General features: G+C 74.7%; 20 protein-coding genes and 1 pseudogene. 12 read left to right on the plus strand and 9 right to left on the minus strand.

Translation table 11 applies throughout. From position 1 onward, the window contains the following. The first annotated feature begins 32 nt into the window (after window positions 1-32). Window positions 33-1,256 (plus strand): cytochrome P450, encoded by a 1,224-nt coding sequence (locus ACWDBB_RS30225; RefSeq protein ID WP_449792597.1) that lies wholly within the window; start codon window positions 33-35, stop codon window positions 1,254-1,256. A gap of 91 nt (window positions 1,257-1,347) precedes the next feature. On the opposite strand, the gene ACWDBB_RS30230 is transcribed toward ACWDBB_RS30225, so the two are convergent. Further along, window positions 1,348-2,133: a phosphotransferase enzyme family protein gene (locus ACWDBB_RS30230; RefSeq protein WP_449792598.1), complete on the minus strand. Its 786-nt coding sequence runs from the start codon at window positions 2,131-2,133 to the stop codon at window positions 1,348-1,350. An 80-nt stretch (window positions 2,134-2,213) separates the two neighbouring features. After that, a complete protein-coding gene (locus ACWDBB_RS30235) occupies window positions 2,214-3,431 on the minus strand; it encodes a Dyp-type peroxidase (RefSeq protein ID WP_449792599.1) in 1,218 nt (405 codons plus the stop codon). A gap of 40 nt (window positions 3,432-3,471) precedes the next feature. Here ACWDBB_RS30235 and ACWDBB_RS30240 point away from each other — a divergent pair, with 40 nt between their 5' ends. From ACWDBB_RS30240 to ACWDBB_RS30255, 4 genes are all read left to right on the plus strand, one after another. Further along, window positions 3,472-4,836, plus strand: a complete 1,365-nt coding sequence (locus ACWDBB_RS30240) for a right-handed parallel beta-helix repeat-containing protein (protein ID WP_449792600.1) — start codon at window positions 3,472-3,474, stop codon at window positions 4,834-4,836. A gap of 123 nt (window positions 4,837-4,959) precedes the next feature. After that, the gene (locus ACWDBB_RS30245; protein WP_449792601.1) at window positions 4,960-5,436 is read left to right on the plus strand and encodes a hypothetical protein; all 477 of its coding nucleotides are present in this window, start codon (window positions 4,960-4,962) and stop codon (window positions 5,434-5,436) included. Between the two features lie 12 nt (window positions 5,437-5,448). Beyond that, window positions 5,449-6,744, plus strand: coding sequence for an MFS transporter (locus tag ACWDBB_RS30250; protein WP_449792602.1), 1,296 nt, complete (start codon window positions 5,449-5,451; stop codon window positions 6,742-6,744). 132 nt (window positions 6,745-6,876) lie between these two features. Next, window positions 6,877-7,506 carry a hypothetical protein gene (locus tag ACWDBB_RS30255; RefSeq protein WP_449792603.1) on the plus strand — a complete coding sequence of 210 codons (630 nt, stop codon included), beginning with the start codon at window positions 6,877-6,879 and terminating at the stop codon, window positions 7,504-7,506. On the opposite strand, the gene ACWDBB_RS30260 is transcribed toward ACWDBB_RS30255, so the two are convergent. After that, entirely contained in the window at window positions 7,490-8,713 is a 1,224-nt protein-coding gene (locus ACWDBB_RS30260) for an MFS transporter (protein ID WP_449792604.1), read from the minus strand. The two genes, ACWDBB_RS30255 and ACWDBB_RS30260, sit on opposite strands and share 17 nt — an antisense overlap. A 416-nt stretch (window positions 8,714-9,129) precedes the next feature. Between ACWDBB_RS30260 and ACWDBB_RS30265 the strand changes: the two genes are divergently transcribed. From ACWDBB_RS30265 to ACWDBB_RS30275, 3 genes are all read left to right on the plus strand, one after another. After that, window positions 9,130-9,513 carry a hypothetical protein gene (locus ACWDBB_RS30265; RefSeq protein WP_449792605.1) on the plus strand — a complete coding sequence of 128 codons (384 nt, stop codon included), beginning with the start codon at window positions 9,130-9,132 and terminating at the stop codon, window positions 9,511-9,513. Window positions 9,514-9,672: 159 nt separating this feature from the next. Next, on the plus strand, window positions 9,673-10,524 hold the full coding sequence (locus ACWDBB_RS30270) for an alpha/beta fold hydrolase (RefSeq protein ID WP_449792606.1): 852 nt from the start codon (window positions 9,673-9,675) through the stop codon (window positions 10,522-10,524). A 296-nt stretch (window positions 10,525-10,820) separates the two neighbouring features. Beyond that, complete coding sequence (locus ACWDBB_RS30275) at window positions 10,821-11,249, plus strand: hypothetical protein (RefSeq protein ID WP_449792607.1); 429 nt, start codon at window positions 10,821-10,823, stop codon at window positions 11,247-11,249. 182 nt (window positions 11,250-11,431) lie between these two features. Here the strand turns inward: ACWDBB_RS30275 and ACWDBB_RS30280 are convergent, their stop codons facing one another. From ACWDBB_RS30280 to ACWDBB_RS30290, 3 genes are all read right to left on the minus strand, one after another. Next, window positions 11,432-13,045 (minus strand): tannase/feruloyl esterase family alpha/beta hydrolase, encoded by a 1,614-nt coding sequence (locus ACWDBB_RS30280; RefSeq protein ID WP_449792608.1) that lies wholly within the window; start codon window positions 13,043-13,045, stop codon window positions 11,432-11,434. 122 nt (window positions 13,046-13,167) lie between these two features. Beyond that, window positions 13,168-13,836, minus strand: a complete 669-nt coding sequence (locus ACWDBB_RS30285; RefSeq protein WP_449792609.1) for a cytochrome b/b6 domain-containing protein — start codon at window positions 13,834-13,836, stop codon at window positions 13,168-13,170. After that, complete coding sequence (locus tag ACWDBB_RS30290; RefSeq protein WP_449792610.1) at window positions 13,784-14,506, minus strand: molybdopterin-dependent oxidoreductase; 723 nt, start codon at window positions 14,504-14,506, stop codon at window positions 13,784-13,786. Before ACWDBB_RS30290 ends, ACWDBB_RS30285 begins: the two co-directional genes overlap by 53 nt. Window positions 14,507-14,954: 448 nt before the next feature. On the opposite strand from ACWDBB_RS30290, the gene abc-f reads away from it, so the two are divergent. The 4 genes and pseudogenes from abc-f to ACWDBB_RS30310 form a co-directional block, all read left to right on the plus strand. Then, a complete protein-coding gene (abc-f, locus tag ACWDBB_RS30295) occupies window positions 14,955-16,589 on the plus strand; it encodes a ribosomal protection-like ABC-F family protein (protein WP_449792611.1) in 1,635 nt (544 codons plus the stop codon). An 86-nt stretch (window positions 16,590-16,675) separates the two neighbouring features. Then, window positions 16,676-18,370, plus strand: coding sequence for an ABC-F family ATP-binding cassette domain-containing protein (locus ACWDBB_RS30300; RefSeq protein WP_449792612.1), 1,695 nt, complete (start codon window positions 16,676-16,678; stop codon window positions 18,368-18,370). Then, window positions 18,367-18,945, plus strand: coding sequence for a CGNR zinc finger domain-containing protein (locus ACWDBB_RS30305; protein WP_449792613.1), 579 nt, complete (start codon window positions 18,367-18,369; stop codon window positions 18,943-18,945). The genes ACWDBB_RS30300 and ACWDBB_RS30305 overlap by 4 nt, the downstream gene beginning before the upstream one ends. A gap of 154 nt (window positions 18,946-19,099) precedes the next feature. Then, window positions 19,100-19,345: pseudogene (locus ACWDBB_RS30310) on the plus strand (hypothetical protein); the annotation flags it as partial. 317 nt (window positions 19,346-19,662) lie between these two features. Here ACWDBB_RS30310 and ACWDBB_RS30315 read toward each other — a convergent pair. The 3 genes from ACWDBB_RS30315 to ACWDBB_RS30325 all read right to left on the minus strand — a co-directional run bounded on the left by ACWDBB_RS30315 (window position 19,663) and on the right by ACWDBB_RS30325 (window position 24,187). Further along, window positions 19,663-20,091, minus strand: coding sequence for an Ohr family peroxiredoxin (locus ACWDBB_RS30315; RefSeq protein WP_392875088.1), 429 nt, complete (start codon window positions 20,089-20,091; stop codon window positions 19,663-19,665). Window positions 20,092-20,211: 120 nt separating this feature from the next. Then, a complete protein-coding gene (locus tag ACWDBB_RS30320) occupies window positions 20,212-21,309 on the minus strand; it encodes an AraC-like ligand-binding domain-containing protein (RefSeq protein WP_449792614.1) in 1,098 nt (365 codons plus the stop codon). Window positions 21,310-21,460: 151 nt separating this feature from the next. Next, window positions 21,461-24,187 (minus strand): AAA family ATPase, encoded by a 2,727-nt coding sequence (locus tag ACWDBB_RS30325; protein WP_449792615.1) that lies wholly within the window; start codon window positions 24,185-24,187, stop codon window positions 21,461-21,463. Window positions 24,188-24,194: the final 7 nt, after the last annotated feature.

Below are 24,194 nucleotides of genomic sequence, written 5' to 3' on the forward strand. Positions count from 1 at the left end.
CCAGCCGGACCTCCGAACCCGCGAAGGGACCCATGGACTCCGTCACAGCCGCCCCCCGGACCACCCTCCCGCCACTCCACCGGCTACCCACCACCCCCGCCCAGCCGCCCCACCCCACCACCCTCCCGGACGGCACCCCCGCGTGGCTGATCACCCGCTACCACGACGTCCGGCAGGTCCTCGGCGACCCCCGGGTCACCCGGGCCGACCTGCATGACGTCGGCACCGCCGGCACCACCGCCGACGTGGCCGCCAACCCGGCATCCCTGTTCAACCAGGACGGGCCCGCCCACCGCCGACTGCGCGGCACCGTCCAACGGGCCTTCACCCCGCGCGCCATCGCCGGCTGGCAGCCGTGGGTCGCCGCCGCCGTCCAGCAGTCCGTGGACCGGCTGGTCACCGCCGGGCCTCCGGCCGACCTGGTCCCCGCGTTCGCCCGGCCGGTGCCGTTCGCCGTCACCACCCGGCTGATGGGGCTCGACGGGGACGGGCCGGACCACCTGGACGAGGAACGGCTGCACCGCTGGACCCTCGCCCTGCTCGCCCAGGGCGAGGACCCGGGCAACGGGCCGGAGCAGCAGGCGGGAGCCGACCACGGCGACACCCTCGCCGAATTCGGTGCCTTCATGGCCGAGTTGGTCGCCCGCCGGCGCCGCGAGCCCGGCGACGACCTGGTCAGCCGGCTGGTCCGGGCCGCCGACCAGGACGGCGGCGTCCCCGAGGACTCCCTCGTCTTCCTGGTCGCCGGACTCACCGCCAGCGGCAACGAGAGCGTCGCCGGGGCGCTCGCGAACGCCCTGGTGTACGTGCTCGGCGAACGCCCCGAGCACTGGCCGCTCCTCGCCGACCCGGTCGTCGCCGAGCACACCGCCGAACGCCTGCTGCACTACATCCCGCTCGGCGACGACGAGGCCACCGTCCGCCGCACCATCGCGCCGATCGAGGTCGGTGACGTCACCATCCCGGCGGGCTCGGTCGTCGCCGTCAGCCTCGGCAGTGCCAACCGCGACCCGGCCGTCTACCCCGAGGGCCTCGACACCGACCTCGGCCTCCCGCTGCCCGCCCCCACCCTGGCCTTCAGCTCCGGCCCGCACTACTGCATCGGCGCCTGGCGGGTCCGGCTGGAGATGCGCGAGTCACTGCACCGCCTCGCCACCGCGCTGCCCGGCCTGCGCCTCACCACCCCGGTCACGGAACTCGCCTGGCAGCTCGGCAGCACCACCCGCAGCCCGGCCCGCCTGCCGGTGGACTGGTAACCCGCGGCCGACCCTGGCCAACCCGCGGCCGCCCCGCGACCGATCCCCGCCCGACCCGCGGCCGGGAGCACCCTCGGCACCCCGCTCGGCGTCAGCCGTCGAGCAGGGCGCCGAGCCAGAGCTCCCGGCGCCGCTCGATGTACTCGGCGTCACCGCGCCAGACCTCCCCGTGCCCCTGCTCCCAGAGCCTCGCCCAGGGCTGGACGCCACGGCCCGCCCGGTCCCGCAGGAAGTCGTGCATGGCCCGGGTCCGCGGGCCCAACAGGGGTACCAGAGCGCGCCGTTCGGCCTCGTCCAGCCCGTAGGCGTCGACGAACACCCGCAGCCGGGCCGCCGCGTCGGCGTCGGCGAGCCGTCGGTCCGGCTGCGCCGACAGCGGCAGGAACCCGTGCAGCGCGTACGCGAGGTCCCACAGGCGGGTGCCGGGGGCGGCCGTGTCCCAGTCGATGAAGGACCACTGGTGCTCGGCGCCGACCACGAGGTTCCACGGGGCGAGGTCGTTGTGGGCGATGATGTCGGCGCCGTCGGGCGGCATCAGCACCTGCCAGCGGGCGTCCGGCGGGGGCGTGAAGTCCCGGACGGCGTCGTGGAACTCCCGGATCAGGCGGGCCACCCCGGCCAGCCGCTCGGACCGGTCCAGCAGGTGGAAGCGGTCCGGCCAGAGCACCCGGCCAGGCTGGTACGTCAGCACCTCGCGCCCCTGCGCGTCGAGGCCGAGCGGGCGCGGCGCCGCCCGGTACCCCACCGCGTGCAGGTGCTCCAGCAGCGCGTGCACCGCGGGCGTCCACGGCCCGGCCGGGCGCCGCACGGTGTCCCCGACCCGGACCACGCCGGCGCTCGTGTTCCCGCCGGACAGCGGTTCTTCCTCACCGGGCACGCGCGCTTCCTCACCGGGCACGGGCGGTTCCCGGTCGGTTCCTGGGCCGACGAGGCCGGCGGCCCGCTCCCCCTCCCGGCTCATCCGAACAGCACCTCCCCCAGTGTCCCGCCCTCCGGCGCGCCCGGCAGCACGTAGGCCACCGCCGAGGCCGTGTGCTCGACGAAGGCGTTCAGGGCGTCGCGCGCGGCCAGCCGGTTCTGGACGCGGGTGAACTGGGCCGGGTCGCGCATGAAGGCGCAGAACAGCAGGCCGCGGTCGCCCGGGCCGTCGTCGTAGTTGTAGCCCCGCCGCAGCATCCGGGCGCCGCCGTCCAGCCGGGGGCTGGAGAGGCGGACGTGCGCGGTGGCCGGGATGACGTACGAGCCGTCCGGGTTCTTGGCGTAGATGTCCGGCTCGTCGTGTTCCGCCGTGCCGGTGAGCGGGGCGCCGTCGCCGGCCCGGCGGCCCATCACCTCTTCCCGGCGGTCTCCGGGGAGGGCCGCGAAGGCGGCGGTGTCCATCCTGATCCGGCGGTAGACCAGAACCGTCCCGTGCTCGTGCGGCCCCGGCGGCCCCCAGACCCACTGCCCGCTCTGCTCGCCGTCCGGGTTCGCCGTGCCGTCCTTGAAGCCGAACAGGTTGCGCGGCGTGGCGCCGCCGGCCGTCCGGGCCAGGAAGCCGGACTGGGTCCACCGCACCGTCGCGCCCGCCGCCCGGGCCACGGCGTCCACCTGCTCGGCGACCACGGACAGCGGCCAGCGGTCCGCGGCGCAGAGCTGGAGCACCAGGTCGCCGCCGCCGCGCGCCGGGTCGAGCCGGTCGCCGGGGAAGGCGGGCAGCTCGGTCAGCAGCACCGGCGGAACGTTCAGCCCCAGCCGGGAGGCGAGCCCGGGCCCGACCCCGACCAGGCTGCTCAGCCGGGCCGGCGGGGCTCCCTGCAGCCGCGCGTCCGCCGGGCTGCCGCCCGACGCCTCGGCCAGCACCCGGGTCAACTCGCCGAGCAGGCCGCGCAGGGCGGCCCGTCCGTCCGAGGTCGCGGCGGGCGCCAGGTCGAGGGCCAGCAGCTGGGTGGCCGGCTGCTGCGCGACCGTCACCCCGGCCTGCCGTTCGCCGTGGAAGGGCACGGGGGGCTGCTCCGGCGGCGCCTCCCGTCCGGTCCCGCCGCCGTGGCGGCCGCCGCCGTCCAGGGCCAGCGCCGTGACGCCGGCGCCGATCCCGGCGGCCGCCAGCGCCCCGCCCGTGATCAGGGCCCTTCGCCCCACACCGGTCCCGACGATCGGTGGCTGGTCGTGCGCCTTTCCGGCTTCGGCATGCATGGGCGACATTGGAGACGATAGAACACGCCGTATGCAACTTTTGACCACACGTCATCCCGACCCGACCGCAACTCCCCCCCGCGGGGCCCGTACTGTCAGGCGGCTGCCCGCCCTGTTCACCGCCGCCGTGCTCGCCCTCGTCCCCGTTCTCTCCGGCTGTTCCTCGGGCGGCTCGTCCTCCTCCGACGCCAAGCACCCGGACGGCCCGGTCATCCGCGTCCCGCAGCACTTCCCGACCATCCAGCAGGCCGTGGACGTCGCCCGCGAAGGGGACACCGTGCTGGTCGACCCGGGCACCTACCGGGAGAGCGTCCGCCTCACCAAGCCCAAGATCGTGCTGCGCGGCACCGACCGCAACACCGTCGTCCTGGACGGCGGCCTGCGGCTGGTCAACGGCATCACGGCCTCCGGCCCCGGCTCGGTGGTGGAGAACCTCACCGTCCACGGCTACCTCGCCAACGGCGTGCTGTTCACCGGTGTCACCGACGAGAAGCTCCAGCAGCACGGCGCCGGCGGCTCCGCCTACAACCCGCTGGACACCGTCCGCTTCCCGGTCGTCCAGGGCTTCCGGGCCAGCAACGTCACCGCGTACAACAACGGCCTGTACGGCATCTACGCCTTCGACGCGCGCGGCGGCATCATCGAGAACTCGTACGCCTCCGGGGGCGCGGACTCCGGCATCTACGTCGGCCAGTGCAAGCCCTGCGACACCCTCGTGCGGGGCAACACCGTCGAGCGCAACGCCGTCGGCATCGAGATCACCAACGCCTCCGACGGGCTCACCGTGGTCGGCAACCGGGTCACCGGCAACCGGGTCGGCGTCACCGTCAACTCCAACGACCTCGAGGCCCTCGCCCCGCAGCACGGCGCGGTGATCGTGGGCAACGTCGTCACCGACAACAACGCCACCGACACCCCCCAGCAGGCCGACGGCGCGTACGGCATCGGGATCGGGATCGGCGGCGGTACGGAGAACCAGGTGCGGCGCAACCTGATCCAGGGCAACCGCGCGGCCGGCATCGTCGTCACCGACCCGCCCGGGCACCCGGCGAGCGGCAACCGGATCGAGGGCAACCGGGCCACCGGCAACGGCACCGACCTGGTGCTGGCCTCCGCCGACCCGGGCAACTGCTTCACCGGCAACCAGCCGGGTGTCCAGAGCCCGGACGGCCTGGAGACGCTGGCGGGCTGCGCCGTCCAGGGGCGGACCGCCCCGCCGTTCGGCCGCACCAGCCCGGTCCAGTCACCGCCCGGCATCCCGTTCAGCCAGGTGCCGGCCCCGCCCGCCCAGCCCTCGCTGCCGGACCCGGGCGCGCCCGGCGTCCCGGCGACCGACCTGCCGGGCCCGGTCGACGCCGGCGCCTACCCGCTGCCGGAGTCCGCGGACGCCCTCCCGAAGCACTGACCCCCGCCCCCGTCCGGGCTCGCGCTCACGCGGGCCCGAGGGGGCGGACGGCCGTGCAAGGGCCGGGCGGCCGCGCCGCCCGGGACCGGCGGCGCCCTGGTCGCGGGAGCCTCCGGCGGCTTCATGAACGCGGCCGCCGGGGTGGGCGGCCCGGCCGTCTCCCTGTACGCCGTCAACACCGGCTGGACGGCCCGGCAGCTCCTGCCCGACGCCCGGCTCCACGGGGTGGTGGTGAACGCCTTCTCGCTGGCCGGAAAGGGACTGCCCGCGCCGTCCGGGCCCGCCCGGTGGCCGGTGGCCGCGGCACTCGCGGGCGGCGCGGTGGTCGGCCGGCCGCTCGCCGACCGGGTGCCCGAACACCGCGCCCGGCCGGTGGTGCCGGGCCTGGCCCCGGCCGGCGGGGCGACGGCGCTGGTCAAGGGCGTCTCGGGGCTCGGCCGAACGCCCGGGGGGAGCGCCGGCGCCCGGAACCCGGCGGAAGCCGGAACCCACCGGACACTCCGGACACCCCCGGATGAGCCCGACACCCTTGCCGACACGGACAGTTCGGGACACCCCGGGCAGTTCAGAAACCACCCGAACAGTCCTCCGCGGACATGACATACTGCGTCGGTGACCTCAGCTGACGTGGCCGAAAAACCGTCCAAGACCCGCCCCCAACTGGGCCGGAAGTTCAACCTGCTGTGGTCCGCGTCGGCGATATCCTCGGTCGGCGACGGCATGCGGGATTCCGCCCTGCCGCTGCTGGCGGTGGCCGTCTCCGACTCCCCCAGCGCGGTCTCCGTGGTCTCCGTCGCCGCGTCGCTGCCCTTCCTGGTGATGTCGCTGTACGGCGGGGTCCTCGCCGACCGGGCCGACCGGCGGCGGCTGATGTGGACGATCGACGCCGCACGCGCCGTCGTCGTCCTGGGCTTCGCCGGCTGGGTCTTCCTCGCCGACCCGCCCCTGGTCGCGCTCGCCGCGCTGGCCTTCGTGCTCGGCTGCGGCGAGACGGTCTTCTCCAACGCCGCCACCTCGGCCGTGCCCGAGCTGGTCCGACCCGACCAACTCGACGCCGCCAACGGCCGGATGCAGGCCAACATGCTGGTCGGCGGCAACCTGGTCGGCCCGCTGCTCGGCTCGGCGCTGTTCGCCGTGGCCGTCGCCTCCCCGTTCACGGTGGACGGCGTGTCCTTCGCGCTCGCCGCCGTCCTGGTCGCCGCCACCGGCCGCTCCACCGCCCCGCGCACCCGGGCCGACCGCCGACCGGTGCTCACCGAGATCCGCGAGGGCGTCGACTGGCTGTTCCACCACCGCGACGTGCGGATGCTCGCCGTGCTCTCCACCCTCGGCGCGCTGGCCTGCTTCATGGGCACCACCATGATGGTCCTGATGGTCACCAAGGTCATCCACGCACCGGCCGCCTCCTACGGCATCGTGCTCGCGGCCGGCGCCATCGGCGGCACCGCCGCCAGCACCCTGGCCGGCCGGCTCAGCCGACTGCTCGGCCGGGGCACCCGCATCGCCCTCGCCTTCCTGCTGATGGGCGTCTCGCTGATCCTGATGGGCCTGAGCACCTCGGTGGCCGAAGTGGCAGCGCTCTACGGCGTGATCGGCTTCGGGATCGTCACCTGGAACATCCAGGCGATCTCGCTGCGCCAGCAGGCCGTACCGAAGGAACTGCTCGGCCGGGTCAACAGCTGCTACATGCTGCTGAGCCGCCTCGGCATCATGACCGGCGCCGCCCTCAGCGGCTGGATCGCCTCCGCCGTCAGCATCCGCACCCCGCTCTTCGTCGGCGGCGCCCTGCTGCTGGTCCTGCTGGTCGCGGTGCTGCTCCTGCTCCCCCGGATGACGGCGCTGGAGGCCGCTCCGGCTCCGGCCGGGACCGAGGCCGAGCCCACCGCCGCCGCGGACTCCGGGGAGTAGCGTCCACGGCGGCTCCGACGCGGGGAAGTTCGCGTCCTCCCGCTCAACACCCCCGGTCGGCGGGTATGGTGGCCAGGGGGTGCACCGGGAAGCCTGGTCGGCGAGCAACTGCCGCCCGTCCTGAGGAGAGCCGTGAACGCCAACCACCCCACCGCCGCTGACCGGTCGACCGCCTCGGACGTGAGCGACACCGAAGTGCCTGCCCCCGACGCGCCGGACACCGGCACGCTCGGCGCCGACGCGCCGCCGGTCGGCCTCGGCCCGCTGGTACGGATCGACGGGGCCTGGTTCATCGGCGACCACGGGAGCAGGGCGTACCTCGCCGTCCTCCCCGAGGGGTTCGAGCACCGCGTCGCCGGGCACGAGCCGTTCCTGGTGCCGTGGAAGCGCCTGATGAGCCTGCAACTCGCCGTCACCCGCGGCCGGTTCCTCAGCACACCGGTCGGCGGTCTCCTGGCGGGCGGCCACCGCTCCGCGATCGGCGCCCACGGCTCCTGCCTGCGCGCCATGGTCCGGCACCCCTACGACAGGTGGAGCCCCCGGTTCGTCCACCACCGGCGGTGGTACCCGGCGCCCGAGATCACGGTGCTGCAGCAACTGCTGGGCGACATCGTCGATCTCGGGCGCGTCGACCGGCTCGGCGACGACGCCTGGCTGTCCTCGGTCGTCGCGGAGCTGGCGACGGACCCGTTCCTCCGCAGGTGGCGGACCAGCAAGGCCCTCGCGGAGGGCGTGAAGGAGCTGATCACGCGCGGGGCGTGACCGACGGGCGACGGTCGGGCGGGGTGGCGGCCCGGGCGGGGGCGGAGACGAGGGAGGCCAGGGCCGGGGTCGCGGCGAGGACGAGGCACAGTGGCAGCGGCAGGCGCTCGGCGAGCAGGCCGGCCAGTGCCGTTCCGGCCGAACTCCCCGCGTTGAAGCAGGCGTTGACCCAGGCGCCGGCCCGGGTGCGCCGGCCGGGCTCGGCGAGTTCGTCGGTGAGCAGGTAGGCGGTGGTGAGGGTCGGGGCGACGGTCAGGCCCGCCAGGGCGGCGGTCGCCGCGAGGAGCGGGAGCGTCGGGGCGGCGGCGGTCAGGGCCAGTGCGCCGCCGAAGGCCGCGGAGAGGACGGCGAGCCGGACCCTGGCCGGAGCGCGCCAGTCGAGGGAGCCCAGGGCGAGACCGCCGACCGCACTCCCGGCCGCCAGCGCCGCCTCCACCCAGGCGGCGCCGGCCGGCTGCCCGTGCCGCTGGGCGAAGACCACCGCCAGCAGGCCGAAGGCGCCGAGTCCGGCTCCGGCACCGGCCGCGGCGGCGAGTGGCTGGCGGGTCCGGGAGAGCAGCCGCCAGGGGCGCGAACGGTCGGCGGCCGCAGGTGGGTTCACGGCCGCCCGACTCGGCACGCCGCGCACCGAGGCGGCCAGGGCGAGGGTGCCGGAGAGGACCAGGACGGCACCCAGCACCAGCCCGAGCCCCGGGCGGGCCGTCCCGGCCGCGATCAGGCCGGCCAGCAACGGGCCGGTGACGTACAGGAGTTCCTCGGCGACGGTGTCCAGACTGTAGGCCCGTCGGCGCAGTTCGGGATCGGGCAGCAGGGCGCTCCAGCGCGCCCGGGTGACCGGCCCGAGGGGTGGCGCGAGCACACCGGCCGCCACCGCGAGGGCGAGCAGGGCGCAGTACGGGACGCCGGGACGCCAGGTGGCGGCGGCCAGGGCGAGCAGCACCAGCGCGTACCCGGCCGCCATCGGCGGCAGCGCCCGGCGCGGGCCGTGGCGGTCGACCAGCCCGGCCCGGACGGGCGAGAGCAGCACGTTGGAGCCGGCGAACAGTGCCGTCAGCCAGCCGGCCCGGGCGTACGAGCCGGTCGCGCCGGTGACGGCCAGCAGGAGCGAGAGCGGGACGATGCCGTAGGAGAGGCGGCCGATCAGGGCCGCGCCGAAGAGCCGGACCGCGCCAGGGGTGCGCAGGACCGCCGCGTAGGACGAAGACATGGAGGGGTTCCTCGAAGGTTGGCGCGCACCGCGCGCCGGTGTACCGGGACGCCGAAGGGCCGCACCACCGGGGTGCGGTCGCTGTCCGGGGCCCTAGTCACGAGAGAGGAACACGGGGCCATGCTAGGGCACTTCGGTGCGGATCCCGCACAGGAGGCCGGCCGGCTTCCACCGACCCCTCCTCATGGACAGATCAACAGATCCCCGGTAGCATCTGCTGACAGGTCGACAGATCCGGACGCGCCGTGACGCTGCGTTCCGGTCGACCCTCGCCGGGTGGCACCGCGAGGCCTCGCCCTCGCCTCCGAGCCGGGCGCCGGATCGCTCCCCCGTCGATCCGGCGCCTCTCCCCGACGGGTCGTACACCGGGGCCGCTCCGCCCTCACACTCCACCCTCAGGCGCCACCCCGGGTCGCATGTCCACACCCGAGCTCACGCCCAAGCTCACACCCAAGGCAAGGCTCCGCGGCGCAGCCGTGGCCACCGCCCTGGCCGCCACCCTGATCGCGCTCGGCGCGGGCTCGGCCGAGGCCGCCGGCCGGCCGCCGCTGGAGCCGGGCGCGCACCTCTACTCGGCCACCGACGGACGGGGAGCGGTGACCACCGTCGACCTCGCCGACCTCGACACCTGCCACACCCTGTCGACGCCCGCCCGCTCGATGCAGATCGCCAACGGCGCCGCGTCCGTGGTGCTGTACCCGGGCGCCGGCTGCACCGGCCCGTACGCGTGGGCCAGTGGTTCGCCGGCGCAGTCCAACCTCCCGATGGCGGCCCTGGGCTACCGGGTGGTCCCGGCGTAGCGGCGCCCGGTGCGGCGCCCCTCCGGGAGTCACGCCCCTTCCCGACCGTCACTGCCTTGACAGGTGACGCCGATGTCCGGCAATCTCATCACCTGTCAGGGTGGTGACGATATCGGTGATGCCGGCCGCCCCGTGCCGAACACCTGGGAGGGATCTGTCGTGGTGAGCATCAAGGGCCGACGCGGACGGCTGGCGGCGAGCGTGGTCTCGGCACTCACGGCGGGCCTCGCCCTGTGCGCCTTCACCCTCGGCGGCGCCGCCGACGGCGCGACCGTGGCCGACGCCTTCGGCGGCCGCGCCAGGCCGACCATCGTCCTGGAGCACGGCGCCTTCGCCGACGGCTCCAGCTGGAACGGCGTCATCTCCGCCCTGCGCGCCGACGGCTACCCGGTGGTCGCCGCGGCCGACCCGCTGCGCGGCCCGGCCTCCGACGCCGCCGCCCTGCGCACCGTCCTCGACCACGTCAAGGGCCCCAAGATCCTGGCCGGCCACTCCTACGGCGGCAACGTCATCAGCCAGGCCGCCACCGACGACCCCGAGGTCAAGGCCCTCGTCTACGTGGCCGCCTTCCTGCCCGCCCCCGGGGAGAGCGCCCTGGAGCTGACGAACAAGTACCCGGGCTCGACCCTCCCGGACGCCCTCGACCCGGTCGCCTACCCGCAGGCCGACGGCACCACCGCCACCGACCTGTACATCCGCCAGGACGCGTTCCGCCACCAGTTCGCCGCCGACGTCCCGGCCGGCCAGGCCGCCCAGATGGCCGCCGGACAGCGGCCCATCGCACAGGCCGCCCTGACGGAGAAGGCCACCTCCGCCGCCTGGCTGACCAAGCCCAGCTGGGCCGTCGTCACCACCCAGGACCTCAACATCCCGGCCGCCGCGCAGCGCTTCATGGCCGAGCGCGCCCACGCCGCGACCACCGAGGTAGCCGCCTCGCACTCGGTCGCGGTCTCCCACCCGCGCCTCGTCGCGGAGGTCATCGAGCGGGCCGCCCGCGCCACCGCCCACTGACGGCCCTTCCCGCTCGCCCGCGCGCCCGGTACCGCCACCCGACGGTACCGGGCACAGCCGTGTACGGGGCGGCACACGGGAGCTCGGCCGGCGCGGACCGGCAGGAAGGAGCCGTGGGCACACGGGGGAACCGATCAACCTCTCGCGCCGCCCTGCGCGACACCCTCGGCCGGGTGGCCGCTCCCCCGGAGGCGTGACCCGCCACACCAATTCGTCACCACCTTGACAGGTGACGGAGCCTCATGGAAGTCTAGCGTCACCGGTCAGAACAGTTACTCTCGATGAGGACACCCACCATGGCAGTCGTACGGTTCCATCTCGTCTCCACGCTCGACACCGAGGGCGTCCTGGCGGTGCTGACCGACTTCAGCCCCTCCCGCTCCGAGGCCTGGCCGACGATCGACGCCGAACACTTCGAGGTCCACGCGCTCGGCGACACCTGGGCCGAGGTCACCGAGGGAACCGCCGCCGCCTGGGAACGCGCCCGCTACGACTGGGAGCCCGGCGGTGACACCGTCACCGTCACCACCCTCGACTCCAAGCTCTTCGGCCCCGGCGGCGGCTGGGTCTTCCGGATGACGCCCGAGGCCGACGGCACCCGGGTCGACGTCCAGCTGACGCGGCAGCCGGACACCCTCAAGCGCAGGATGCTCGCCGCCCTGCTCCCCGTCGCCGCTCCCCCGGCCCTGCGCAAGTCCTTCGCGGGGCCCCTGCAGGCCAAGTGACCCCACCCCGAGGGGCCGACAGCACCCGCTGTCGGCCCCTTCGGCATTCCCCTTCGCCGCACGGTGATCCGACGGGCCGTCCGGCGCACCGCCCACGCGGCGGCGCCGACACGAAAAGGCCCGGCCCGCGCCGAGGGACGCGGGCCGGGCGGGCACCGGAGGGGATCAGGGCCGGGAGGGGATCAGTGCCGGGAGGGGAGGACGCAGCGGAAGCTGGAGGCGGCGCTGGTGACGCCGTAGCCCCGGTAGCGGGACACCTCGGGGTAGCGGCACAGGTCGCGGCCGACGGTCTGTCCGGCCGCGTCGATCAGGCCGGCGGACAGCGTCCGGGGCGCCTTGCCCTGCTCGACCCAGGTCACCAGCGCGGCGAGGTCGTCGACCGTGCCGGCGCCCTTGTTGAGGCCGCAGTGGGCCGCACCCGGGACGAGGAAGAGGCGGTAGAAGTCGTCGACCCGCTGGGTGCCGCCCATCGTCCGCTCGACCTGCCGGCGGTAGTCGACGGTGCCCTGGGTGGGGATGAACTGGTCGGCCTGACCGTGCCAGCTCAGGAGCTTGCCGCCGGAGTCGCGGAAGGCGGAGAGGTCGGGGTCGTCGGTGCCGATGATCTCGTCGTACTCGGCCCGGGACTGCTCGAACAGCCGGGTGAACTGGTCGTAGGTGATCGTCGAGACGTCGAACGACGGCTGCTTCTTCAGGAAGGTCGTCGCCCAGAGCCGGGGCACCGGGAACGGCGCGCCCTCCAGCCGACCGTCCGGGCCGAGCACGGTGCCGGCCAGCCCCGTCAGGTCCGCGCCGACCGGGACGCCGGACCACAGCTTCCGGCCCGACGTGCTCCGCGGGCCGTCCCAGATCTTGCGCACCACGGCCGCGTCGGCCGCCGTGATGGTCAGCTCCTTCCCGTCGCAGACCACCGTGGTGCCGATCAGCCGGCGCGGGTCGAAGTCGCATCGCGACGCGTCGTTCACCAGGCCGTCCCTGGCGCCGTCGAGCGGGTCGCAGGCGGCGACGGCGGCGTCGGTGAAGGCCTTGAACTCGCAGGCGGACGGGTAGGTCTTCTCGTTGTTCATGACCACCTGCGGCCACAGCGTGGCGACCTCGAACTCGTCCCAGTTGACGCCGGGCGCGGCGGCGAGGATGCCGTCGAAGTCGTCGGGGAAGCGCTGGGCCTCCAGGTAGCCCTGGCGCCCGCCGGTGGAACACCCGTTGAAGTAGGAGTAGGAGGCCTGCCGGCCGAAGTGCGCGGCGACCACCTGCTTGCCGAGGATCGACGCCTCGTGCTGGGAGCGGGACGCGAGGTTCTTCAGCAGCGCGCGGTTCACCTCGCCCTTGGCGTCCAGCGCCCAGCCGACGTCGACGGCGTCGCCGAGCCCACCGTCGGTGGTGGTCGCGGCGTACCCGTTCTTGACCGCGGTGCCCATTCCGACGCCGTTGTCCCCGACCGCGAAGGCGCTGCCACCGAGCGCCTGGAAGCGGCCGTTCCAGCCGCTGACGGGAAGCCAGGTCGAGACCTCGGCATGGTCGTTGTCGCCGGGGTGGGTCAGGGTGACGGTCACCTCGCAGAAGGCCGGGACCCCGGTGACCGTGCCGCCCACCACCCCGGTGCCGTCGATGGTGCCACCCTCGCGCCGGAGCGCCGTCACGGACTCCACCGCCGTGCCGGCCGGGGCCTGCACGGACGGCGCCGTACAGCTGAACGTCGTGGGTGCGGCGGCGCTCCGGGTGTCCGCCGCCGCCATCGGCAGGTTCACGGCGGCCAGCGCGGCGCCGGTCGCCAGCACGATCAGGAATCTCTTCATGGGTGTCCCGTCCAAGTGCGTTCGGTGGAAAAGGATTCGGTCGAGAAAGGGGCGTTCGGAAGCCGGGGTGTCGAGCAGGGGGGATGACTGGGGGTGATCGATGACCGGCGGTGATCGGGACGTCAGGAGTCGGTCCGGTCCCGGGACAGCCACCGGGCGTGGTGCCGCTGCGCCCAGGCACGGCTGACGTACCCGGTGCGCATCCCGCGCCTCGCCTCCGGGTCCTGGAACGCCTTGCGCAGATGGCCGTACAGCACGAGGGCGATCGCCCAGGCCAGGACGTCGTGGACGAAGATCGCGCTGGTGCGGGAGACGAACGGCAGCAGGCCCCTGAACCACATCAGCAGACCGGTGGCGGCCATCACCAGCACGGCGCCGGCGATCCAGCCGGCGAAGAGCTTCTGCCCGGCGTTGAACTTGCCGGCCGGGCGGGCCTCCGGCCACGTCCAGCGCCTGCGGACGGCCCGCAGCCACTCGCGGTCGTACGGTGCGAAGCGGTTGATCCGGCGCAGGTCCGCGCGGAACTCGGCGCAGAGCAGCCCGAGCAGGAGGGGCAGCGGCAGCAGGATGCCCGACCACTTGTGGACGGTGGCCACCAGGAAGCGCCGCCCGACGAGTTGGGCCAGCGGCCCGAGGTACAGGCAGGCCGCGGAGGCCAGGCAGAGCAGCATCAGGATGCCGGTGGCCCGGTGGACCATTCGCTCGGCGGCGCCGAACCTGCGGACCCGGTCCGGGAGTTCAGGCCGCTTCGGGGCGCTGGTCGGCTTCGTCGAGCCAGCCGTCGACGGCATAGCCGCGCTCCTCCCAGTAGCCGGGGACGACCTCGTCGGTGACCGTGATGCCGGACAGCCACTTGGCCGACTTGTAGAAGTACATGGGTGCCACGTAGAGGCGGACCGGTCCGCCGTGCGCGTGGGTGAGGGGCTTGTCCTGCATGTTCAGCGCCACCAGGACGTCCGCGCGGCGGGCCTGTTCCAGGGTGAGGCTCTCGGTGTACTCGCCGTCGAAGCAGGTGAAGCGGACCGCCGCGCCCGGGGACCGCACTCCGGCGGCATCGAGGAGGTCCGCCAGCGGCACCCCCTCGAACGGGGTGCTGTTCACCCGCCAGCCGTCCGTGCAGAGCACGTCGCGGACCACTCGGGCCTGCGGCATCGCGCGCAGTTCCGCCAGCGTGTACGTCCTCTGACGTTCGACCAGTCCGTCGACCCGCAGTTCGTAGTCGCTCTCGTCCTTGTGCGGCACCGAGCCGACGACGCTGAAGCACCGGAAGCCGCCGGGGTTGGGCAGCAGCCCGGTCAGGCCGGTCGCGTCCTTCTCGGAGGCGACGGACAGCGCCTTCTCCCAGCCGCGCTGGAGGTACGGCGCCGCGGCGAGCCCCGCGGCACCCGCACCGAGCATGCCCAGGACCGCGCGCCTCCCCACGGGTGCACCCTCGGCCCTCCGCTTCGGTTTTCCCGCCATGGTCACTGCGCTCCTTCGGGGTGGCGACGGTCCCGGTGGGCGGCCGTCCACGGCCGGCCCGGTCGCGGGCGGTTCACACGTGTGAACACGATCGAGCCGCCTCGACTCCGTCACCGGTTCAACTGGTGACGATGCTGGCACGGCCGCGCCCGGCCTGTCAACGAGGCGACGGAAGGCTCGGGCCGGGGCGAACGAGGGCACCGGAAAAGGAAGTTGCCGCCTCCGGAACGCCTGCTACAGTGGCCGGGACCTAGTAGTTCGTGATCGAGGAGTGGCAGACGTGGCGGGTGACGACGACATCTCCGGGTGAGATCCGGATCTGACGGCCATCGGCCGGTGCTTCAGGAGCGCCGTCGCCGGGTGGTCCTTTTCGTCGTACCCACTTTCCGCACGTCTGCCCAGGGCAGAGGTCTACCTTCCTGCCCTCATTCCCTTCGAGGTCATCTCCGTGTCCGACGCTGCCGTCGTCTGCTCCAACCTCTCCTTCGCCTGGCCCGACGACACCCGGGTCTTCCACGACCTGTCCTTCACCGTGCCCGCCGGGCGGACCGGCCTGGTCGCCCCCAACGGCGCCGGCAAGAGCACCCTGCTCAAGCTGATCGCCGGTGAACTCAAGCCCGCCACCGGCTCGGTGACGGTCACCGGAAGGCTCGGCTACCTCCGCCAGAGCCTCCCCCTGACCTCCCACCTCACCGTCGCCGAGGTGCTCGACATCGCCGGGATCATCCGCGCCATCGACGCCGTCGAGTCCGGGGACGTCGACGAGCGGCACTTCACCACCATCGGCGACGACTGGGACATCGAGGAGCGCACCCGCGCCCAGCTCGACCGCCTCGGCCTGACCGGCCTCGCCCTGGACCGCAGCCTGAGCACGCTCAGCGGCGGCCAGATCGTCTCCCTCGGCCTCGCCGCCCAGCTTCTCAAGCGCCCCGACGTCCTGCTGCTCGACGAGCCGACCAACAACCTCGACGCCGAGGCCCGGCACAAGCTCCACGACGCGCTCGAGGACTTCAACGGCTGCCTGCTGCTGGTCAGCCACGACCGCGCGCTGCTCGACCGGATGCAGCACATCGCCGAACTCGGCAACGGCGAACTACGCTTCTACGGCGGGAACTTCACCGCCTACGAGGAGGCCGTGCAGGCCGAGCAGGAGGTCGCCGAGAAGAACGTCCGCAACGCCGAGCAGGAGCTGAAGCGGGAGAAGCGGGAGATGCAGCAGGCCCGCGAACGCGCCGAGCGGCGCCAGAGCAACGCCGCCCGCAACCTCAAGAACGCCGGCCTGCCCCGGATCTTCGCCGGGAACATGAAGCGCGGCGCCCAGGAGTCCGCGGGCCGGGCCGGCCAGATGCACGCGGCCCGGGTCAGCGAGGCCAGGGCCCGGCTCGACGAGGCCGGGCGCGCCCTGCGCGAGGAGCAGCGCCTCTCCCTGGACCTGCCCGACACCCAGGTGCCCGCCGGACGCAACCTCTTCCTCGGCGAGGGCCTGCAGGTCCGCCACGCCGGTCGGCCGGTGTTTGCCGACGGCGGCGTCGACCTCAGCGTCCGCGGCCCCGAGCGGATCGCGCTGACCGGGCCCAACGGCGCGGGCAAGAGCACCCTGCTCAAGCTGGTCACCGGCGAACTCGTCCCGGACGGCGGGGAGATCACGCGCAACGGCGGGCGGATCGCCTACCTCTCGCAGCGCCTGGACCTGCTGGACCTCGACCGCACCGTGGCGGAGAACTTCGCCGCCTTCGCCCCCGAGCGGCCCGAGACGGAGCGGATGAACCTGCTCGCCCGCTTCCTGTTCCGCGGCGCCCGGGCGCACCTGCCGGTCGGGGTGCTCTCCGGCGGTGAGCGGCTGCGCGCCACCCTGGCCTGCGTGCTGTGCGCGGAGCCCGCCCCGCACCTGCTGCTACTCGACGAGCCGACCAACAACCTCGACCTGATCAGCGCCGGCCAGCTGGAGAGCGCCCTGAACTCCTACCAGGGCGCCTTCCTGGTGGTCAGTCACGACGAGCGGTTCCTCGCCGAGATCGGGGTGAACCGCTGGCTCCGGCTGGCCGACGGCACGCTGAAGGAGACCGGGGCGCCCGCGGTGTGAGCCGCCGACGTGTGACACGGCCCGCGCCCAGGGCCGTCGAGCCCCCGTGCCCGGCGGCCCCCACCCCCACGTCGGAAGGTTTCCCCGTGCTCCAGCACGCCCTGCTCGCCCACGACGTCGTCCGCAACCTCGGCGGCCGGCGCGTCCTCGACGGCGTCGGCCTGACCGCTGCCCCCGGCCACCGGATCGGCCTGATCGGGGAGAACGGCGCCGGCAAGTCCACCCTGCTGCGGGTGCTCGCCGGCGTGGACCGACCCGACGCGGGAAGCGTCTCCCGCCCCGAGGACCTCGGCTTCCTCCACCAGGAGCTGCCCCACGAGCCCGGGGCGACGGTCGCCGCCGTGCTGGACGAAGCGCTGCGCGAGGCCCGCGAGGACCTCGCGGAGCTGGACCGGCTCGGCGCGGAGATCGCCCGGGTCCCGGAGTCCGACCCCGGCCACGCGGACCTCCTGGACGCCTACGGCAGGCGGCTGGAGCTGGCGCAGAACCGGGAGTCCTGGGACGCCGACCGCCGCGCGGCCCTGGTCCTCGACGGGCTGGGCCTCGGCGCGCTCGGGCACGACCGCACGCTCGGCTCGCTGTCCGGCGGGCAGCGCGGTCGGCTGGCGCTCGCCGCGCTGCTCGTCCGCCGGCCGTCGGCGCTGCTGCTGGACGAGCCGACCAACCACCTGGACGACGGCGGCGCCGCCTTCCTGGAGGAGCAGCTCCGCGCCCTGCCCGGCACCGTGGTCCTCGCCTCCCACGACCGGGCGTTCCTGGACGCCGTCTGCACCGACCTGGTCGACCTGGACCCAGCGGTGGACGGGCCGGTCCGCTACGGCGGCAACTACAGCGCCTACCTGGGCGAGCGGCGCGCCGAGCGGGCGCGCTGGGAGCGGCGGTACGCCGAGGAGCAGCTGGAGCTGGCGCAGCTGCGCCGATCGGCCGGGGTGACGGCGCACCTGGTCGCCCCGGACCGGGGGCCGCGCGACCACGAGAAGATGGGCTACGGCCACCGGGCGGGCCGGGTGCAGAACCAGGTCTCCCGCCGGGTGCGCAACGCCACCCGGCGGCTGGAGGAGCTCGAGCGCGCGCAGGTCCCCGAGCCGCCGCGCCCGCTGCGGTTCGCCGTCGGGGCGCCGGCCGCGGACGCCGGGCTGCCGGCCGCGGGCGCCGGCGAGGACCGTCGGCCACTGGTGTCGCTCCGGGACGTCCGGGTGCCGGGGCGGCTCGCGCTGGACGGTCTGGAGGTGGCGGCCGACGACCGGCTGCTGGTCACCGGCGGCAACGGGACAGGCAAGTCCACGCTGCTCGCCGTGCTCGCCGGACACCTCACCGCCCGGGGCACGGTGCACCGGCGGCCCGGGCTGACGGTCGGCCTGCTCACCCAGGACACCGTGTTCGACCGGCCCGACCGCACCGTCCGCGACACCTACCTGCTGGCGCTGGGCTCGGCCCGGGCCGAGCGGGTGCCGCTGGTGTCCCTCGGTCTGCTGCACCCCGCGGACCTGGACAAGCCCGTCGGCCGGATCTCCGTCGGGCAGCGCCGACGCCTCGCGCTGGCGCTCCTGGTCGCCGCCCCACCCAGGCTGCTGCTGCTCGACGAACCCACCAACCACCTCTCCCCGCGCCTGTGCGACGATCTGGAGGAAGCACTCGGCACCGGTCCCGGAGCGATCGTCCTCGCGAGTCACGACCGCTGGCTGCGCCGGCGCTGGCAGGGGCGCGAGCTGCGGCTCGACCCGGTCGGCGCCCCGCGTTATTGCACCGCCGCGCAGTCACCTGTCAGCATGGTGATGTGAACCTTGACCATGTCTTCGTCTGCGGGCACCCCGCCCTGGACTTCGCCGCTACGCTCCGTGCCCGGCGCACGGTCCGGTTCGAGATGTTCGTGACGCCGGAGCGCCTGAACGCCTGGTACCTGGACTCAGGGCTCGCGGACACCATCACGCCCGGTGACGAGCACGACGTCCGCGAGGCGACGACCGTCCGCGAGGCGATCTACCGGCTCGTCACCAACCGACGGCTCGACGAGCCGTTCGACCGCGAGGCGCTCGCCGTGCTCAACGCCGCCGCGCGCAAGACGCCCGTGACGCCGCAGCTCACCATGACCGGGCGGCACAACGAGGCGACCCCCGAGCAGGCGCTGGCGACCGTCGCGCGGCAGGCGGTCGAACTCCTCAGCGGTCCGGACGTCCCGCTGATGAAGGAGTGCGGCAACCCGGAGTGCACCCGGATCTACATCGACCGCTCCCGGGGCATGCGCCGCCAGTGGTGCGGCATGGAGTCCTGCGGCAACAAGATCAAGGCCGCCGCCTACCGCGCACGGAAGAAGTCGCCGTCCGAGAAGACGCCGTCCGCGGCCGGCGCCCGGTAGCCCCGGGAGCCTTGTGGCCGAGCGCCACGAGGGGCGCTCCGACCGGGGGCGCTTCCTTCCGGGCGGACGCCGGTGGAAGCCCGCCGCCGTCCCCACCGCCCCGGCCGCCCCGGCCGCCCCGGCCGCCCCGGCCGCCCGCACGGCGAAAGCCGGTGCGAAGGGAACTTCGCACCGGCCTCTGCTCGGCGACCTGCTGGCGGAACTGCTGGGCCGGCACGAGGAACCGTGCCTGGCGAAGGACCTGCGCGACGAGCTGATGGCGACGTACCCGAAGCGCAATCCGACGCCCCCGGTCGTGCGGAACACCTTGGAGTCCCTCGTCGCCAGGGGGCGCGTCCGGCGCCACAAGCAGCAGCGTTCCGTGATGTACACCCTGGTGCGCGCGGGCCTGGCCGCCTGACCGGCCGGCCCCCGGACTCCCACGAAGAACGAGGCCCCGGGGCCGTACCCCAGCAGCTCGACGGTCTCCGCCCAGCTCCTCAGCTGCGCGGCGTCCGGCCACGGCCGCTCCCCCGGGGTCGCTGCCCGCCGGAGGCGCCGGAACACCGGTCAAGGGCGTGACGGATACGTCCGGCCACCCGGAGACATGTGTGCGTCGAGGAAGCCATCGCCCTTCGCCCTCCGGTCGACGGTGTGCGTACGTGTGAGTGTGCGGGTGTGAGCGGGCCCCGTGCCGGACGGGGGAAACAGGCACAGGGCCCGCGTTCAGGGGGTGGGTCAGGCAACGACGCCGGCGTGGATGACGACCGGGATGTTGCCGCGGGTGGCCTTGGAGTACGGGCAGATCCGGTGGGCGGCCTGCGCCAGCTCCTCGGCGGTGGCCTGGTCCACGCCGCCGAGTACGGGGCGGAGGACCGCGGAGAGCGAGAAGGCGTCGTCGTCGCCGTGGTTCAGCGTGATCTCGGCGGTGATGCTGGTGCTGGTGAGCCGGACCTTGCGGTCGCCGGCCGCCCGGCGGACGGCCCCGAGGAAACACGCCGCCCAGCCGGCCGCGAGGAGCTGCTCCGGGTTGGTCGCGGTGCCGGCGCCGCCGAACTCCTTCGGGATGGCGAGACCGGTCTCCAGCAGACCGTCGGAGGAACGGACCCGGCCGCCGTTGCGGCCCTCACCGTCGACGTCGACGACGGCGGTGTAGCTGACTGCCATGACTGGTGCTCCCCATCTGGATCGGATCGGCGTCCGACCTTGTCCGGCGATGCACTCGAACCCCCGGAGCATCACCGGCTCGGCCGATGATGCAATGGTGGCAACTCGGCACGTCACCAGTCAAGGCGGTGACGCAATTCGGTTGTGACGGGATGCGACGGTGCCGCTCGGGTGCAACGTCGTCGGGGCGGCGGGTGGGAGAAAAATGGTGGCGCCCTGCGGGCGTGCCTCATGCGGGCCCACGTCGCCGGTGTCCGCGCCGTCCGGACGCGCGCGCCACTCGCGCGGCGAGACGCCGTACACGGCGCGGAAGCTGTGGCTGAAGTGCGCCGCGTTGACGAAACCCCACCGCCGGGCGACGGCCGAGACCGTGGGCGCGATGCGGCCGCGCCGGGCCAGCTCCCGGGCGCCGGCCTCCAGGCGCAGCTGCTGCACGAGGCGGCTCACCGTCACGCCCTCGCCCTCGAAGAGCCGGTGCAGGTGGCGCACGGACAGGTGGTGGGCACGGGCGATCCTCTCCGGGGACAGCTGCGGGTCGCCCAGGTGGCGGTCGATGTACTCCCGCACCCGCCGGAGCAGGTGCGCGGTCGCGGCACCCGGCTCGTCGGCGGCCCGGGGCGGCGCCAGCCGGGCGACGAGTGCGGTGACCAGGTCGGCGACGCTGCCGGCCAGGCGGTCGCCGACCGGCGCGGGGTAGGAGTGCGCGCAGGCGGCGAGGACGTCCAGGAACGGCAGGATCACCGGCCCGCACCCCTCCGTGGGGCCTACGGCCGTCGCCGAGGCGTGCCGCAGGTCGTTCTCCGGCACGCCCAGCAGCCGGCGCGGCAGGTGGAACAGGTGGATGCGGAACCGCTCCGGGTAGTCCACCTCGTACGGGCGCGCCGTGTCGTACAGCACCAGCCCGCCCGGCGGCACCTCGGCGCAGCGCCCGTCCTGCTCCAGGACGGCCCGGCCGGCCACCTGCACGCCGACCCCGACCTGGGGCTCGCTCCGCGGGGGCCGGGCGATCAGTGCCGCCGTGCGGGAGAGCCGGGCCGCATCGGCCTCCAGGGTGGAGATCCGCACGCACCCGAGGCGGTGCGACTCCAGGAGCCCCTCGAACGGCCGCCCGGTCAGCGGGTGCACCTCCAGCGGCACCAGCGACCGTGAGACCGCCCCGCTCCAGAAGGCCGCCTTGTCGCCGTCCGCGACCGACGCCGTCGTCACTCGCACGCCCATCTGACCGCCCTTCCGCCGGAGCCCCGCGCACTCCCAGCGTGGCCCGTCGGCGCGGCGGGTCGGTAGGTCATCTGACTGACGTGTTCGGACGGCCTTCGTGGAGTCCCACGAGGCGGCCCCGCCGGCCCGGTCGGGCGGGCGGGGCCGCAGGTCAGATCCCGTCGAGGGCGTGGGCGAGGGCGGCCCGCGTGGTGATGCCGAGCTTCGGGAAGATCTTGTAGAGGTGGGCCCCGACGGTGCGGGGCGACAGCTGGAGCTGCCGGCCGATCTCCTTGTTGGTCAGCCCGGTCGCGGCCAGCCGGGCGATCCGCAGTTCCTGGCCGGTCAGCCCGGGCGCCGCGGCGGCCGGTCCGGTCTGCGGCGGGGCCACCGGGTCCCCGGCGGCGCGGAGCTCCTCCTCGCACTGCGCCACCCAGGGGGTGGCCCGCAGGCGGCGGAACGCGTGGTGGGCCGCGCGCAGCGCCTCCCTGACGCCGGGCCGGTGGCGGCGGCGCAGCCACGCGCCGTGGGCGAGCCGCAGCCGGGCGAGGTCGAACACCCACTGCTCGGCGCCCGGGACGGCGTAGGCGGCCTCGTAGGCGGCGTCGGCCTCGTCGTCGTCGGCGGCCAGGGCGGTGGCGGCCGCGCACAGGAAGGCGTGGTGTGCGGAGATCTCGGCGGAGCGCGCCGCGGCTCCGGCCGCGAGGTGGGCCCGGGCCTCCTCGTGCCGTCCGGTGTGCACGGCGGCCGTCACCAGGTCGAGGACCAGCGTGTGGTGCCAGGGCCGGCCGCCGGACAGCCGCCCTGGCGGGGTGAGTTCGGAGAAGTGCCCGTACGCCTCCTCGTAGCGGCGGTGGGCGAGGGCGGCCAGGCCGCGCAGATGGGTCAGCCGGTCGAGGACGTAGCGCATCCGGGCGCGGGCGGCGATCGGCCGGATGGTCCGCTCGACCTCCCGCAGGGCGGCCTCGTCGCCCCGGCCGGCGAGGAAGTGGGCGTGGTACTGACGGAACATCAGGGCGTTGGTGTGGTAGCCGAGTTCGTCCGCGATCTCGGCCTCGCGCAGGCAGACGGCGGCGCGGTCCCAGTGTCCGAGCAGGTAGTCCTGGTGGGCCCTGGCCTTGGCGACCGAGCCCTGGGTGGCGTAGCCGTGCAGGCCGGTGAAGCGCTGCCACAGGTCGCCGTCGGGCCGGTCCAGCGCGGCGGAGGTCCACAGCAGGAGCCAGGCCGCGCCGGCCTCCTGCGCCCCGGTCAGGCCTTCGGCCGTCGCCAGCAGGGCGGCGGCGGCGTCCGGGCCCGGGTCGGTCCAGGCGCGCAGGCAGAGCCGGCCGACCTCGGAGACGTTCTCCCGGTGCCGTTCCAGGGCGCGCCAGGCCCAGGGGTCGTCCGTGTAGGTGGCCGCGAGGAGGAGCTTGAAGTAGACCTGTTCGACCAGCCCGCCGAAGGTGTCGGCGCCCGGCGCGGTCAGGGTGTCGAGGGCGGCGGGCAGCAGCGCGGCGGAGGACTCGAAGTCGACGTGGTGGCTCTGGTCGGCGTAGACCACCGCGTAGGAGAACAGCGGGTCGATGTCCTGCGGGACGGTACCGCTCTTCAGTTCCTCGACCAGTGCCACGGTGTGGCGCAGTTGCCCGCCGCGGGCCGCCATCACCGCGGCCCAGGTGAGCCGACGGACGCGGTCGCACCCGCTGGGGCTGAGGGCGGCGGCGCGTTCGAGCAGCAGCGCGCCCTCCGCCTCGCCGCCCCGGCCGGCGAGGTCGCGGCCGGCCTCCTGGAGGCGGCGGGCCAGGTCCTCGTCCGGCAGCAGCGCGGCGGCGGCCTCGTGGACCAGCCGCCGGGGGTCCTCCGGTGCGAGGGCGTCGGACAGGGCGCGGTGCGCCTCCCGGCGCGCGGTGTCGGAGGCGGCGGAGACGACGGCGGTGCGGACCAGGGGGTGCCGGAAGACGAGCTGCCCGGCCGGGTCGAGCCGGGCCAGGCCCTCCTCCTCGATCCGTGCCAGGATCTCCCGCGCGTTCTCGTCGGCGAGGGCGCGCAGCCACTCGGCGCTGCCGGAGTCCGGGCCGGTGGCCAGGGCGCCGAGCAGGAGGAGGCGGCCGACCTCCGGGGTGACCGTGCCCAGCCGTTCGGCGAACATCCGCTCGAGCTTGCGCCCGAGCGGCAGCCGCTCGGGCAGCGGAGCGGCGCCCCGCTGCTGGGCGGCCGCCAGCTGGCGCGGCAGTTCCACCAGCGCGAGCGGGTTCCCGGCCGCCTCGGCGAGGACGCGTTCCCGCGCGGGCGGCGCGAGTTCGGGGTAGCAGGTGCCCAGCAGCAGGGCCGCGTCCGCCGGGGGCAGGGCCGGGACGTCGACGGCCTCGGCCGACCAGATCTGGGCGGCCGCGCTGTCCGGGCGGGTGGCTCCGACGATCGCCACCGGCAGCTCGGCGCACCGCCGGTGCAGGAAGGCGAAGACGGTCCCGCTCGACGAGTCGATCCAGTGGAGGTCGTCCAGGAGCAGCAGCACGGGGGCGGTCCGTACCGCCTCCTGCAGCAGGGCCAGCGTGGCGGCGCCGACGGCGAAGCCGCTCGGGGTCCCGGAGCGGACGCCGAACGCGCTCTCCAGGGCCTCCCGCTGGTGTGCGGACAGCGCGCCGGAACGCTGGAGCGGTGACCAGAAGGCCTGGTGGAGGGCGCCGAAGGCGAGGTCCGTCTCCGCCTCCGCGCCGACCGCGCGCAGCACGGTGAACCCGCGCTCGCGCGCCATCCGCTCGGCCCAGGCGATCAGCGTGCTCTTGCCGACACCGGCGTCGCCGCGCAGCAGGACGGTGGAGCCGCTCGCGCCGTCCTCGGCCTGGACCAGTGCCGCGGTCAGCAGCTCCGTCTGCCGCTGCCGACCGACCAGGACCGGAAACCGCCTGTCCTCCGTCACTGGTGCC

This window comes from Kitasatospora sp. NPDC001095 (genome assembly GCF_053598615.1).